Origin of the sequence: Pseudomonas asplenii, assembly GCF_900105475.1 — a bacterium.
Classification (GTDB): Bacteria; Pseudomonadota; Gammaproteobacteria; order Pseudomonadales; family Pseudomonadaceae; genus Aquipseudomonas; species Aquipseudomonas asplenii.
The window spans coordinates 276,414-290,778 of sequence record NZ_LT629777.1; the positions used below are offsets into that span (position 1 = coordinate 276,414).

At 61.8% G+C, this 14,365-nt stretch carries 14 protein-coding genes; 3 read left to right on the forward strand and 11 right to left on the reverse strand.

All coding sequences use genetic code 11. The features are described 5' to 3' along the window. Window positions 1-2: 2 nt before the first annotated feature. From BLU37_RS01295 to ppc, 4 genes are all read right to left on the reverse strand, one after another. Window positions 3-302: a hypothetical protein gene (locus BLU37_RS01295; protein ID WP_010444797.1), complete on the reverse strand. Its 300-nt coding sequence runs from the start codon at window positions 300-302 to the stop codon at window positions 3-5. A 215-nt stretch (window positions 303-517) separates the two neighbouring features. Next, window positions 518-1,192, reverse strand: a complete 675-nt coding sequence (tsaB, locus tag BLU37_RS01300; protein WP_019362231.1) for a tRNA (adenosine(37)-N6)-threonylcarbamoyltransferase complex dimerization subunit type 1 TsaB — start codon at window positions 1,190-1,192, stop codon at window positions 518-520. A 91-nt stretch (window positions 1,193-1,283) separates the two neighbouring features. Next, window positions 1,284-1,931 (reverse strand): adenylate kinase, encoded by a 648-nt coding sequence (adk, locus tag BLU37_RS01305; protein ID WP_010448610.1) that lies wholly within the window; start codon window positions 1,929-1,931, stop codon window positions 1,284-1,286. A gap of 287 nt (window positions 1,932-2,218) precedes the next feature. Next, the gene (gene ppc, locus BLU37_RS01310; protein ID WP_010448612.1) at window positions 2,219-4,849 is read right to left on the reverse strand and encodes a phosphoenolpyruvate carboxylase; all 2,631 of its coding nucleotides are present in this window, start codon (window positions 4,847-4,849) and stop codon (window positions 2,219-2,221) included. Between the two features lie 237 nt (window positions 4,850-5,086). On the opposite strand from ppc, the gene BLU37_RS01315 reads away from it, so the two are divergent. The 3 genes from BLU37_RS01315 (at window position 5,087) to BLU37_RS01325 (ending at window position 6,981) form a co-directional block, all read left to right on the forward strand. After that, window positions 5,087-5,431: a pilin assembly protein gene (locus tag BLU37_RS01315; RefSeq protein ID WP_090210884.1), complete on the forward strand. Its 345-nt coding sequence runs from the start codon at window positions 5,087-5,089 to the stop codon at window positions 5,429-5,431. A gap of 284 nt (window positions 5,432-5,715) precedes the next feature. Beyond that, window positions 5,716-6,141 carry a DUF4398 domain-containing protein gene (locus BLU37_RS01320; RefSeq protein ID WP_010448615.1) on the forward strand — a complete coding sequence of 142 codons (426 nt, stop codon included), beginning with the start codon at window positions 5,716-5,718 and terminating at the stop codon, window positions 6,139-6,141. A 48-nt stretch (window positions 6,142-6,189) separates the two neighbouring features. Next, entirely contained in the window at window positions 6,190-6,981 is a 792-nt protein-coding gene (locus BLU37_RS01325) for an OmpA family protein (protein WP_090202002.1), read from the forward strand. A 73-nt stretch (window positions 6,982-7,054) separates the two neighbouring features. On the opposite strand, the gene BLU37_RS01330 is transcribed toward BLU37_RS01325, so the two are convergent. From BLU37_RS01330 to BLU37_RS01360, 7 genes are all read right to left on the reverse strand, one after another. Next, the gene (locus BLU37_RS01330) at window positions 7,055-7,381 is read right to left on the reverse strand and encodes a hypothetical protein (RefSeq protein ID WP_010448619.1); all 327 of its coding nucleotides are present in this window, start codon (window positions 7,379-7,381) and stop codon (window positions 7,055-7,057) included. Further along, entirely contained in the window at window positions 7,378-8,289 is a 912-nt protein-coding gene (locus BLU37_RS01335; protein WP_090202003.1) for an alpha/beta hydrolase, read from the reverse strand. The genes BLU37_RS01330 and BLU37_RS01335 overlap by 4 nt, the downstream gene beginning before the upstream one ends. A 90-nt stretch (window positions 8,290-8,379) precedes the next feature. Continuing rightward, the gene (locus tag BLU37_RS01340) at window positions 8,380-9,657 is read right to left on the reverse strand and encodes a flavohemoglobin expression-modulating QEGLA motif protein (protein WP_010444105.1); all 1,278 of its coding nucleotides are present in this window, start codon (window positions 9,655-9,657) and stop codon (window positions 8,380-8,382) included. A 46-nt stretch (window positions 9,658-9,703) separates the two neighbouring features. Then, window positions 9,704-10,420, reverse strand: coding sequence for a TetR/AcrR family transcriptional regulator (locus BLU37_RS01345; RefSeq protein WP_090202004.1), 717 nt, complete (start codon window positions 10,418-10,420; stop codon window positions 9,704-9,706). Between the two features lie 93 nt (window positions 10,421-10,513). Then, window positions 10,514-12,016 (reverse strand): lysine--tRNA ligase, encoded by a 1,503-nt coding sequence (gene lysS, locus BLU37_RS01350; protein ID WP_010444103.1) that lies wholly within the window; start codon window positions 12,014-12,016, stop codon window positions 10,514-10,516. A gap of 83 nt (window positions 12,017-12,099) precedes the next feature. Continuing rightward, a protein-coding gene (gene prfB / locus BLU37_RS01355) for a peptide chain release factor 2 (protein ID WP_157581040.1) occupies window positions 12,100-13,195 on the reverse strand; the annotation gives its coding sequence in 2 pieces (ribosomal slippage) (window positions 12,100-13,122 and window positions 13,124-13,195; 1,095 coding nt in all). A gap of 123 nt (window positions 13,196-13,318) precedes the next feature. Further along, a complete protein-coding gene (locus BLU37_RS01360) occupies window positions 13,319-14,329 on the reverse strand; it encodes a diguanylate cyclase (protein WP_090202005.1) in 1,011 nt (336 codons plus the stop codon). Window positions 14,330-14,365: the final 36 nt, after the last annotated feature.

Below are 14,365 nucleotides of genomic sequence, written 5' to 3' on the forward strand. Positions count from 1 at the left end.
GATCAGATATGCAGGTCGAGCCCCAACACTTCCATGTCCCACTCGACGAAACCGGCAGTGGTCAGGTAGCTGGCAAGGGCCGTGGCGACACTTTTGCTCATGGAGCGATGGAAGATCATGTCTTGCGGACGGGCCGGCAGGTTGGCCAGGCGTTCACCTGCGGCTTCGGCACGGGCAGCGACTTCGGAGAGATCCTCACTATCGTTGCTCAGCAGTTCACCATCAGCGTCCAGCACAACGCCGCCCTTGCGGGGCTTGCGCTTGATGGAATAAGACTGTGATGAAACGCCGTCTATACGCATTGGGGCATGCTCGGTGTCGATGATGGCAATTTAGCAGTACGCGCCGTACTTGGCTATTGCCCAAGTGATAACCAGACCACAGAACTGGAAAAAGGTTTTCACATAGCGCTGCCAGCGTGGGAAAAACATGACGGACGGCACATTTTTGACTGCTTCAGACGACATTCTAAGCGTTCGGCTTAACCCTCAGTGGAGCTTCGAAATTCACCCGGGGTTCAGCGAGCCTTGGGCGTGGCGACCTTGTCACGCAGGTAGACCGGCTGCGCTTCGTCGGCAACGATGGCTTCGCCACGCGCCCAGGCGAATCGCGCCAGGCTCAGCAGGTCCTCGGCGTGGGGCAGCATGCCAGCATCCTGGCCGCTCAGCGCAACCTTGATCCGCTCACCATACCCCCAGCCCGTGCCCGCGCCAAACCAGGCGCCGGTGGCCGCTGCCGGCAGCGCCGCGACTTCCGGTGCCAGCACCGCTTCGCTGCCAGCCAGACGCATCTCCCCGGCCTCCTCGCGATAACAGCCCCAATATACCTCATCCATCCGTGCATCGATGGCCGCCGCGACCTGGCTGGCGCCATGCTCGCGCAACGCTCGCTGAGCCAGCACCGCCAGGTTCGACACCGGCAATACCGGGCGCTCCAGGGCAAAGGCCAGGCCCTGGACCACGCCAATCGCGATCCGCACGCCAGTAAAGGCACCTGGCCCACGGCCAAAGGCAATCGCATCGACCGCAGACAGGCCAATCCCGGCATCCGCCAGCAATTGCTGGATCATCGGCAGCAGCTTCTGCGCGTGCAGGCGCGGGATCACCTCATAGTGGCTCGTCACCTTGCCGTCATGCAGCAAGGCGACGGAGCAAGCTTCAGTCGCGGTGTCCAGGGCCAGCAAGGTGCTCATCGATGTTTCCGTCAGGTCAGAATGAAAAAGTGCAACAGTATAAACAACAACAGCCCGCAAGCGGGCTGTTGTAGAGACGCAATCGCGACGATCAGTTCAGTGCTTCAAGCACCTTGCCGGTGATCGCTTCGACCGAGCCGACGCCGGCGATGTAGCTGTACTTCGGCTTGCCCTGGGCAGCCGACAGCTTCTGGTAGAAGTCCACCAGCGGCTTGGTCTGGGAATGGTAGACCGACAGGCGATGACGAACGGTTTCTTCGGTGTCGTCCTTGCGCTGAACCAGCTCGTCGCCCGTCGCATCGTCCTTGCCTTCGACTTTCGGCGGGTTGTAGACGACGTGGTAAACGCGACCGGAGGCCTCGTGAACGCGGCGGCCGGCGATACGCTGGACGATCTCTTCGTCGTCGACGGCGATCTCGACCACGTGGTCCAGCTCGACACCGGCCTGCACCAGGGCTTCAGCCTGGGGAATAGTGCGCGGGAAGCCGTCGAACAGGAAGCCGTTGGCGCAATCGGCCTGGGCAATCCGGTCCTTGACCAGTGCGATGATCAGGTCATCGGACACCAGGCCACCGGCATCCATGATGCCCTTGGCCTTGACGCCCAGCTCGGTGCCAGCCTTGACCGCGGCACGCAACATGTCGCCGGTGGAGATTTGCGGGATGCCGAATTTCTCGGTGATGAACTTAGCCTGAGTACCTTTACCGGCCCCGGGAGCTCCCAGCAGAATGACGCGCATCGATGTGCTCCTCAATTTTTTATTTAGAAACGCTCGGATTCGCCTCGTGGGGCCAATCTCAACAATAGGGTGACAGCCGCCCAAACGGCCAAGGGCTGATCAAGATACACAGCCGACCGACCCCACACAAGCCGCCCAAAGTCGCATCGACCCGAGCCGCCACGACACCCCAAACCTGCTACCACGGGTCGTAACCCGACCACCCCGTGTCACGTACACAGGCACGACCGCATCTGACCCTGTGCTCGTACCTGCCCCGCTACCCGTGCCTCGTGCTTTTCATGACCTCAGCCGGTATTGCGCAAGCCGGCGGCGATCCCGGCCACGGACACCAGCAAAGCCTGTTCCAGAGGGCTGTTCTGGTTGCTTTCCTGACGCCGCGTACGCGCCAGCAACTCGGCCTGCAGCAGGTGCAGCGGATCGAGGTAGGTATTGCGCAGGCGAATGAATTCCAGGGTTTCGGGGCTGTGGGCCAACAGTTGCGACTGGCCGGTCAATCCCAGTACCACCTCGCACGCCTGCGACAATAGGTCGCGTAAGTGCACACCCAGCGGCAGCAGTTCGGCTTCCACCAGACGTTCGTCGTAGGAACGGGCGATATCGTTGTCGGCCTTGGCCAGAACCATTTCCAGCATGTCGATACGGGTCCGGAAAAATGGCCATTGCTCGCGCATCTGCTCCAGCAGTGGGCCCTGACCACGCTCCAGCGCATGCCGCAGGGCCGTCTCCCAACCGAGCCAGGCCGGCAGCATCAGGCGGGTCTGGGTCCAGCCGAAGATCCAGGGAATCGCCCGCAGGCTTTCTATACCGCCAGCCCGACGCTTGGCCGGACGACTGCCCAGCGGCAGGCGCCCGAGTTCCTGTTCCGGCGTCGACTGGCGGAAATACTCGACGAACTGCGGATTGTCGCGCACCTCGGCGCGATAGGCGCGCACGCCGTCCGCCGCCAACTCGTCCATCAGCTTGCGCCAGGCCGGTTGTGGCGGTGGTGGCGGCAACAAGGTGGCCTCGAGCACCGCCGCCAGGTACAGGTTGAGGTTCTGTTCGGCGATGTCCGGCAGGCCGAACTTGAAACGGATCATCTCGCCCTGCTCGGTCGTGCGGAAACGCCCCGCCACCGACCCCGGCGGCTGCGACAGAATCGCCGCATGGGCCGGGCCGCCGCCACGACCGACGGTGCCGCCACGGCCATGGAACAACAGCAACTCGACCTGCTGCTCCCGACAGATGTCCACCAGCCGTTCCTGGGCGCGGTACTGGGCCCAGGCCGCAGCCGTGGTGCCGGCATCCTTGGCCGAGTCGGAGTAACCGATCATCACCTCTTGCGGGCCCTGCAAACGCGAGCGATAACCGGGTAACTGCAACAGGCGCTCCATTACCGGCCCGGCATTGTCCAGGTCGGCCAGGGTTTCAAACAGCGGCACCACGCGCATCGGCCGCAACACCCCGGATTCCTTGAGCAACAGCTGTACAGCGAGCACATCGGAAGCCGCTCCAGCCATGGAAATCACATACGAGCCCAGGGACGCTGCCGGGGCCGCGGCGATTTCCCGACAGGTAGCCAACACCTCGGCGGTATCTGCCGATGGCTTGAAATATGGCGGCAGCAGTGGCCGACGATTGCCCAACTCGCGAATCAGGAACGTCAGCCGAGCATCTTCATCCCAGTCCTCGTAGCGGCCCAGCCCAAGATAGTCGGTGATCTCGTTCATCGCCGAGGCATGGCGCGATGAATCCTGACGTACATCCAGACGCACCAGAAACAGCCCGAAGGTCACCGCCCGCCGCAGACAATCGAGCAACGGCCCGTCGGCAATCACGCCCATGCCGCATTCGTGCAGGGACTGATAACACAACTGCAAGGGCTCCAGCAGCTCGTGGTTGTCGCGCAGGACCTGGTCCGTGGCCGGTTGGGTGGACTCCAGCGAATCATGGGCCCACTGGCGGGTTGCCCGCAGCCGCTCGCGCAGTTGCTTGAGCACCGCCCGATAAGGCTCGGCGCTGTTACCGGCGCGGGCCCGCAAGGCTTCGCTGGCATGCTGCATCGACAGTTCGGCGGCCAGGTGATCGACATCGCGCAGGTACAGGTCAGCCGCCATCCAGCGTGCCAACAGCAGCACTTCGCGAGTCACCCTGGCCGTCACATTGGGGTTGCCATCACGGTCGCCGCCCATCCACGAAGCAAAGCGAATCGGCGCCGCCTCAAGCGGCAAGTGCAGGCCGGTGGCAGCATGCAGGGCTTCATCGGCCTTGCGCAGATAATTCGGAATGGCCTGCCAGAGCGAGTGCTCGATCACCGCGAAGCCCCACTTGGCCTCGTCCACCGGGGTCGGCCGGGTGCGGCGGATCTCCTCGGTGTGCCAGGCTTCGGCAATCAGCCGTTGCAGGCGCTGGCGGATCTGCTCCCGTTCGGCGGCGGTGAGGTCACGGTGATCCTGCAACGCCAGTTGCGCGGCAATCGCGTCGTACTTCTGGATCAGCGTGCGCCGGGCCACCTCGGTCGGGTGCGCAGTAAGCACCAGTTCGATGTCCAGACGCCCCAGTTGCCGGGCCAGGGAGTCGTCGCCATGGCCCTCGGCCCGCAACCGGGCCAGCAACTCCGGCAACGCCCGCGCCTCGAAAGGTGCCGGCTGCGAATCGTCACGCCGGTGGATCAGTTGATATTGCTCGGCGATGTTCGCCAGGTTGAGAAACTGGTTGAACGCGCGGACCACCGGCAGCAACTCGTCATCGCCGAGATCATCGAGGCTGGCGCTCAGTTCGGTACTGGCCGAATCGCTGCGATCGGCCTTGGCGCTCTTGCGAATCCGCTCGATCTTGTCGAGGAATTCGTCACCATGCTGGTCGCGGATGGTATTGCCCAGCAACTCACCCAGCAAGTGAACGTCTTCACGCAAACGCACATCGATATCGGACATCGGCAGGCTCTCCGGCAGGCTCTGGAACGTTTCCATAAGCCAAGAGTGCACCACTGCGCCGCGTGCTTACAAGCCGGGCAAGCGACGGGCGCAGAGGGAAAATTCCCCGCCGAACCTCACCGGCAGAAGCTAGTCTGATAATTGAGCAGCCCCATGAAGGCTGATGGCGGGCTGGCAGCGATGCCGATCCGGCCATTCATCAATCCCCGTCATCGACGGGTAGGAATTGAGGTCATCATGAAAATCCGAGAGCTGGCCCAGCACTGGGAAGAGAATGCCAAGGGTCGCCTGACCGACACCGGTTACGCCGTTCATCTGGACGTGGAGGCCGCCGCCCGCCTTGCCGCAATCAGCGAAATGTACCCCAAGCGCAGCCCCGAGGAACTGCTCGGCGAACTGATCGGCGCCGCTCTGGAGGAGCTTGAGGCGAGTTTGCCCTACGTCCAGGGTCAGCAGGTGGTCGCCACCGACGAGGAAGGTGATCCACTGTACGAGGATGTCGGCGCAACCCCACGCTTCCTCACCCTGTCACGTCGCCATCTGCATAACCTGTCTGGCGGGACCGACAAGTCCAAGCACTGAACGGGCCGCCAGCGTCCCGAAAATCTCCGGTATTCCTGGCTCCCGAGCGAGTCGGGAATACCGCTGCGGGTCGCGAAAGTTCAGACTTTTTGCATTGACCGATCAGTCAGTATTTTTTTCGGGCGATTAGCCATCTGCGCTGAACTATTCAAAAAAGCCTCGGGTCACAGCCAGTAGCCATCACTGGCACAGCTGCTGCGAAACACGCCTGAACGAAGCGGCGTGATCTGCGCTGAAGGCCCTCGGGCCCGTGATGGGGATTGATGTTTTTCAGGAGCTATCCAATGGAGTTGAAGACCATGAAAACCAGCATTGCCACATCCTCGTTTAACCATCTGCGCGGGCTGAAACTGGCCGCGCTGGCCCTGGGCACCAGCTTCATTCTGGCCGGTTGCGCCGGGAACCCGCCGAGCGAGCAGTACGCGGTGACACAGTCTGCCGTGAACAGCGCAGTCAGCGCTGGCGGTACCGAATACGCCGCCGTGGAAATGAAATCGGCGCAGGACAAGCTCAAACAAGCTGAGCTGGCCATGCATGACAAGAAATACGACGACGCCCGTCGCCTGGCCGAACAGGCCGAGTGGGATGCCCGCGTCGCCGAGCGCAAGGCCCAGGCTGCCAAGGCCGAGCTTGCCGTGAAGGATGCCCAGAAAGGTGTTCAGGAACTGCGTCAGGAAAGCCAGCGCCCCGTGGTGCAGCCGGCGCAATAAGCCCTCCCGCAGCCTGAAGTTTCAACGGACAGATAAAGGACGAACATTATGCGCAATCAACTGATGATCCCCGCCCTCCTGGCTCTGAGCGTTGGCCTGGCGGCCTGCTCGTCGCAGCCCAATGCCAACCTGGAACAGGCGCGCACCAACTTCTCTGGCCTGCAGGCCGACCCGCAGGCGAGCAAGGTCGCGGCCCTGGAAACCAAGGACGCCAGTGACTATCTGGACAAGGCGGACAAGGCCTACCAGAACCGTGAAGATGAAAAGACCGTCGACCAGTTGGCCTACCTGACCAACCAGCGTGTTGAAGTCGCCAAGCAGACCATTGCCCTGCGCACCGCCGAGGCCAACCTGAAGAACGCCGCAGCGCAACGGGCACAGGCCCGCCTGGATGCCCGCGACGCGCAGATCAAGCAGTTGCAGGACAGCCTCAACGCCAAGCAGACCGAGCGCGGCACCCTGGTGACCTTCGGTGACGTGCTGTTCGCCACCAACAAGGCCGACCTCAAATCCAACGGCCTGGTCAATATCAACAAACTGGTGCAGTTCCTCCAGGAAAACCCTGACCGCAAGGTGATTGTCGAAGGCTACACCGACAGCACCGGCAGCGAGGCCTACAACCAGAGCCTGTCCGAACGCCGTGCAACGTCGGTACAGGTTGCCCTGATCAAGATGGGTGTGGACCCGAGCCGCATTGTCACCCAGGGCTATGGCAAGGAATACCCGGTAGCGGATAACGGCAGCGTTTCCGGCCGGGCCATGAACCGTCGCGTGGAAGTGACCATTTCCAACGACAACCAGCCAGTGGCACCGCGTTCTTCGATGAGCAGCAACCAATAATCGTTTGAACGCCTACGAAAAAGCCCCGCCTGATCGCATCAGGCGGGGCTTTTTCATGCAGCTCGCCAGAGTCCTATTGCTCCAGCTTGGGGGTTTCCTGGCCCATGCAACGCACCGCCTGTTTCTTGTCATTGACCAGTACACCGGTCAGCCCCTTCTGCTCGGTGTCGAACAGTACCAGCACGCCGTCGATGCACTGGGCAACCTGGTTGGCCGGTGTCAGCGACACTTTATAGTCTTCCCCCGGAACGGTCTTGAGCATGGTGAACTGGTTGAGTTCCAACGCATCCTCCGGCTTGGCGAAATGCAGGTAGCCGTAGTACCACAGGCACCCCACGGTGCCGATGATGCTGCAGATACCGGTGATGATCAGGGGAATGGCGTTGCGTTCTTCGGTCATTGCGGACTCTCTGGTTCAACATTCGAATTCGGGGCAGCAGGATAATTCGGGATCTCACCCAATCGGCGCAGGCCGTTGAAATGCTGGGGGTCCTCCAGATAGCGCAGCATCACCTGGCGCCAGGTCGGGTCGGCGAAGGTCTGCACATGCCCTCCGCGAGTCAGTTGTAACACCCTGGGCGGTGGTGCAGCCTGATACAGGACAATACCGTTGTTCATGGGCACCAACGGATCGTCGATACTCTGGAAGATCAGCTTGGGCACGCCGTTCAGTTGCGGCATCGCGTGAATCGCACTGTCGCCATCGGGCACCAGCCACGACAGCGGCACCTGGAAGGGCCAGGTCAGCCAGGAGCCGCTCAGAGCAAACTGGCCCACCGCGCGATAGCTGGCCGGCACGCCGTCGAGGACCAACGTCTTGAGGCGGGGCTGATAAGCGGGGTGTTCAACCAGATAGTGGACCGCCATCGCGCCTCCCAGGCTCTGCCCCAGGACCACCAGCGGCTTGTCCCGGACTTCCGGGGCGCGATCCAGCCACTGGAACGCAGCATCGATATCCTGATAGACCGCCGGCAGGCTCGGTTCCCCTTCGGACACGCCGTAGCCGCGATAGTCGATCAGCAACACCTGATACCCCTGCTCCGGCAGCCACCAACTGCCGCCCAGGTGCATGGACAGGTTGCCGCCATTGCCGTGCAGGTGCAGCACCGTGCCCTTGACCGGCACCCCGGCCTTGGCCGGCAGCCACCAGGCATGCAGGCGGGTACCGTCGGCGGTGGTCAGGGTGACGTCACGGTAGGCGAGATGAGCCTTGTCCGGGGTGAACGGCAGGCCGGGCTCGGGGTAGAACAGCAGTGAGCTGCAACCGTTCAGGGTCAGGAGCAGGCAGAGGATGCCGAGGGTTCTCATCCGATTTAAACCTCAATGTCAGTAGCAACGCCAATGCCCTTGCAGGAGCCGGCTCCCACACAGGACGGCGGTGTTGAGAGTCCGGAAGGGTCAGAGGATATTGGAATAATCCGCCTCGATCCGATCCAGGCTGAGGTGATTGAGGAAGTTGCTGAAACACATCCAGGCCGACAGCGCATTCATGTCGCGGAACTGCTCCGGCAGGTATTTGGGCGGCACCACCAGCCCTTCGTCCACCAACTGGCGCAAGGTACGCATGTCCTCCAGGGTGGTCTTGCCGCAGAACAGCAACGGCACCTGTTCGAGCTTGCCCTTGCGCACGGCCAACTGGATGTAGTTGTAGACCATGATGAAGCCCTTGAGGTAGGACAGGTCCTTGGTGAACGGCAGCCCATTGGGCACCGAACCACGGAACACCCGGCTGGCATTGCCGTAGCTCTCGGCCATCTCGAAGCCCTGTTCACGGAAGAACTCGTACACCTGAAGAAAGTCAGCGCCCTGCTCCACCATGTCGATGGCCCGGGTCCGGTTGGTCAGCTTGCGCAGGCGGCTCGGGTAGGAGGCGAAGGTGATGATTTCCATCAGGATCGCCAGCCCTTCCTGAGTCACCGTCGACGAGGGCGGGCCCTTGGACAGAAAGGTACAGATCGGCTGGTTCAGGCCGTTGAGCGTGGTACCAACGTGCACCAGTCCCTCATGCACTTCCAGCGCCCGCACATCCCGCGAGTTGAACAACGCATCGGCGCGGATCTTGATGTAGTCGGCGCCGGCCGCCGCATCGGCGACGATGCCATCGGACTCGAATACCCGGATGGTTTCCTCGGCCTCGCCGAACACCTTGTTCAGCCGCCGCTGCAGCATATCGACGGCGTCCTTGGCGGTCAGGGTCTTGGGTTCATCCTTGAGGTCGCCGCGACCATCGATATTGTTCAGGTAGTCGGACAGCATCAGGCCGAGGTCTGCCAGGGTCGGGTCGCCGGCATGGAACGCATCGGAGGCGGCGCCATAGAGTTCCTGGGAGATCAGCCCGAAGTCCGGGGTGCCGCGCGCCTCGAGCATCCGCACCACCATGCGGTATTCCCGGCACATGCGCCGCATGATCTGTCCCACCGGGCTGAACTGGCCCAACCGGCGGGTGATGTCGCGCTCGATGTTCTGGAACTCCAGCTTGACCGCGCCAGAGTCGAACGACAGCGGCCGCGAGGTGTAGTAGTCACGGTCCACCGCCGGCATTTCCTTGCCCTTGGCCTTGAGAAACCCCTGGCGGATGTTCTCGTCCCACTTCACCGCATCGAGCACGCGAATCGGCGTCTGCGCCAGCACAATGCGGTCGGAGAGGCTGCGTATCGTCTGCTGGTATTCGTCCAAGGAAAACTCCTGATCGTTGCTGCGGTGAATGGCCGTGCCCAGTAGCTTAGACGGAGGCCAGCACCAGATGCATGTAACGGGTGAGAATCCCGAGCCGGTCCTGCTCGGTTTCGGGTTCCGCTTCGTCGAGAAGGCCCTGATATTCCATCTGGCCGATAATCGCCGTCAACACCTTGGCATCCTGCTCCGGCTCACGGGAGCCCAGCACCTGGAAAAATTGGCAGGAGCCCTGCAGGAGAATCTGCTGGTGCGCACGCACGAGCAGCGCCAGGCGCGGGTTGAGCAGGGCTTCCTGACGAAACGCCTGCTCGGCCATCAGGTGCTCGCGCCGGTTGTGCAACTGGCGCTGAACGTACTCGGCAGTCAGCCGGGCGATGTCATCGGCCAACTGAGCCCGCGAACCCGGGCTGCCATCGCCATAGGCAACCATCTCGCGCAGCAAGCCTTCGTTGTTCTCCCACAATTTGGCCATGTAGGCCGCGCTGCGCTCGACGTACTGGGCAAAGGTATCGGTCAGCAGGTCATCGATATCCTTGAAGTAGTAGGTGGTGGCCGACAGCGGCACCCCCGCTTCGGCAGCCACCGCACGGTGTCGCACGCCCCGCACACCGTCACGCACGACAATCCGCATGGCGGCGTTGAGAATGTCCTGCCGCCGTTGCTCACTGCCCTGCCGGCTGGCTTTGCGCCCTTGATACTGAACGCTTTCAGCCAATGCACTGGCCACACCCGCCGCTCCCTTTTGCGCTATTGCACGGTCCAATCCTGACATCCCTCTCTTGTAATAATCTGAAACATTCGTACCAGCACGCAATAAAAAAGCCGCCTTGCGAGGGCGGCTTCGTCAACAACGGTCTTACGCTTGCGGCCGCATGTGCGGGAACAGGATCACGTCGCGGATCGACGGGGCGTTGGTCAGCAGCATCACCAGGCGGTCGATACCGATACCTTCACCGGCGGTCGGCGGCATGCCGTACTCCAGCGCGCGGACGAAATCGGCATCGTAGTGCATGGCTTCGTCGTCGCCGGCATCCTTCTCCGCCACCTGAGCCTTGAAGCGCTCGGCCTGATCTTCGGCGTCGTTCAACTCCGAGTAGGCGTTGGCGATTTCACGGCCACCGATGAACAGCTCGAAGCGATCGGTGACATTCGGGTTCTTGTCGTTGCGACGCGCCAGAGGCGAAACTTCGAACGGATACTCGGTAATGAAGTGCGGCTGCTCCAGCTTGTGCTCGACCAGCTCTTCGAAAATCATCACCTGCAGCTTGCCCAGGCCTTCGTGGCCCAACACCTTGGCGCCAGCCTTTTTCGCGATTTCGCGAGCCTTGTCGACGTCCAGCAGGTCGGCTTCGGTCAGTTGCGGGTTGTACTTGAGGATCGAGTCGAACACCGACAGACGCACGAATGGCTCGCCGAAGTGGAACACCTTGTCGCCATAGGGCACGTCGGTGCTGCCCAGAACGGCCTGAGCCAGTTCACGGAACAGCTCTTCGGTCAGGTCCATGTTGTCTTCGTAGTCGGCGTAGGCCTGGTAGAACTCGAGCATGGTGAACTCGGGGTTATGCCGGGTCGATACACCTTCATTACGGAAGTTGCGGTTGATCTCGAACACGCGCTCGAAGCCACCGACCACCAGACGCTTGAGGTACAGCTCCGGCGCGATACGCAGGTACATGCCCATGTCCAGCGCATTGTGGTGGGTTTCGAACGGCTTGGCCGCAGCACCGCCCGGAATGGTCTGCAGCATCGGCGTTTCGACTTCCATGAAGTCGCGCTTCATCATGAAGCTGCGGATGTGGGCGATGACTTGCGAACGCACACGGAAGGTCTGGCGCGTGTCTTCGTTGACGATCAGGTCAACGTAGCGCTGGCGATAACGCTGTTCGGTGTCGGTCAGGCCGTGGTGCTTGTCCGGCAGCGGACGCAGCGATTTGGTCAGCAGGCGCACATCGGTCATCTCGACGTACAGGTCGCCCTTGCCGGAACGGGCCAGGGTGCCTTCGGCGCTGATGATGTCGCCCAGGTCCCAGGTTTTCACCGCTGCCAGGGTCTCTTCCGAGAGCGTCTTGCGGTTGACGTAGACCTGGATGCGCCCGGACATGTCCTGGATCACCATGAACGAACCACGGTTGAGCATGATGCGACCCGCAACCTTGACCGGGATCGCTGCCTCTGCCAGCTCTTCCTTGGTCTTGTCGACGTACTGTTTCTGCAGGTCTTCGCAGTAGGCGTCGCGGCGGAAGTCGTTGGGGAAGGCATTGCCCTTGGTGCGCTCGGCGGCAAGCTTTTCCTTGCGCAGGGCGATCAGCGTGTTTTCTTCCTGTTGCAGGGCTTGCGGGTCGAGTTGTTGGTCGCTCATGTCTTTAAATTTTCCATCACAGGTTCGTTGCCCCCGGCCTGCGGCCGGGGATCGCCAGCAAGCCGGCTTCCCACAGCAGTGTCTTACAGCCCTTGCTTGAGGCTGGCCACCAGGTATTCGTCGATATCGCCGTCCAGCACCTTGTCACAGTCGCTGCGTTCGATGTTGGTGCGCAGATCCTTGATCCGCGAGGCATCGAGTACGTAGGAGCGGATCTGGTGTCCCCAGCCGATGTCGGACTTGGTGTCTTCCAGAGCCTGGGAAGCGGCGTTGCGCTTCTGGATTTCCTGCTCGTACAGGCGCGCCCGCAACATCTTCATCGCGGTGTCCTTGTTCGCGTGCTGGGAACGCTCGTTCTGGCAACTGACCACGGTGTTGGTCGGCACGTGGGTGATCCGTACCGCCGAGTCGGTGGTGTTGACGTGCTGACCACCGGCACCGGAGGAACGATAGGTGTCGATCCGCAGGTCAGACGGGTTGATGTCGATTTCGATGTTGTCATCGATTTCCGGCGAGACGAACACCGCCGAGAATGAGGTGTGGCGACGGTTGCCGGAGTCGAACGGGCTCTTGCGCACCAGGCGGTGCACGCCGATTTCGGTGCGCAGCCAGCCAAAGGCGTACTCGCCCTTGATATGCACGGTCGCGCCCTTGATCCCGGCGACTTCGCCAGCGGACAGTTCCATGATGGTCGCATCGAAGCCGCGCTTGTCGGCCCAGCGCAGGTACATGCGCAGCAGGATGTTGGCCCAGTCCTGGGCTTCGGTACCGCCGGAACCGGCCTGGATGTCCAGGTAGGCATGGTTCTGGTCCATTTCGCCGCTGAACATCCGGCGGAATTCCAGCTTCTCGAGGATTGCGCGCAGGCGTTCGACCTCGGCGGCGACATCGTCGACAGCGCCCTGATCTTCTTCGGCAGCAGCCATTTCCAGCAGGTCACTGGCATCGCTCAGGCCGCTGGACATCTCATCCAGGGTCTCGACGATCTGGGCCAGGGTGGCACGCTCGCGGCCCAGGTTCTGGGCGTACTCGGGGTTGCTCCAGACGCTTGGGTCTTCGAGCTCGCGGTTGACTTCGATCAGGCGCTCATGCTTTTGATCGTAGTCAAAGATACCCCCGAATAGTTTCGGAGCGCTCGGACAGGTCCTTGATACTGTTAAGGATCGGGTTGATTTCCATGGCGGGCAGCACTCGTCGGTGAACTTTTGAAAGCCGACGAGTATAACGCAATTGTAACTGTCCCGGCATCCCGCTTGGCGGGGCAGTGAGCGCAATCAGGTGAATTGCCTGCCCCATGACGCCTTACGGCTGCCCGATGCCCACCTGATTACGCCCATTGTGCTTGGCCAGGTAGAGCCCCTTGTCGGCAGCCAGGATCAGTTCCCGACAGTTGCTGCCCTGCTGCGGTATCAAGGTCGACAAGCCGATGCTGATGGTCAACACCGAGCCCTCGCTGGGCATGCTGTGCGGAATTTTCAGCGCGGCCACGTTGTGGCGCAGCTTCTCGGCCACCAATCGCGCGCCGCCTTGCGAGGTACTGGGCAGCACCAGCGAGAACTCCTCGCCACCATAGCGTGCCGGCAGATCCGAAGGACGACTGCTGGCCTCGCGAATGGCCACCGCGACCTTGCGCAACGCTTCGTCACCCTCGAGGTGACCAAAGCTGTCGTTATAGGACTTGAAATAATCGACGTCGATCATCAGCAGCGACAGTTGTGCCTGCTCGCGCTGGGCCCGGCGCCATTCCAGCTCCAGGTATTCGTCGAAATGCCGGCGGTTGGACAGCCCGGTCAGGCCGTCCGAGTTCATCAGCCGCTGCAGCACCAGGTTGGTATCGAGCAGTTGCTGCTGGCTGAGGCGCAAGGCGCGGTAGGCGGCATCACGCTGCAGCAGCATCATGTAGGAGCGCGAGTGATAGCGGATTCGCGCCACCAGTTCGATGGTGTCCGGCAGTTTGACCAGATAATCGTTGGCGCCTGCAGAAAATGCCGCACTCTTGATCAGCGGATCCTCCTTGGTCGACAGCACGATGATCGGAATGTCCTTGGTCGCCGGGTGGTTGCGGTATTCGCGCACCAGGCTCAGGCCGTCGAGGCCCGGCATCACCAGGTCCTGCAGGATCACCGTCGGCTTGATCCGGATCGCATGGGCGATGGCTTGGTGAGGATCGGCACAGAAATGAAAATCGATGTTCGTTTCCGTGGCAAGCCCACGACGCACGGCCTCGCCGATCATGGCCTGGTCATCGACCAACAGCACCATGGAGACGTTTTCATCGACGGTTTTGAAATCATCCAGCTCTAGGTCAATCATGCGCGGTCACCTGATTTACTGCATTCAAACCAGGCG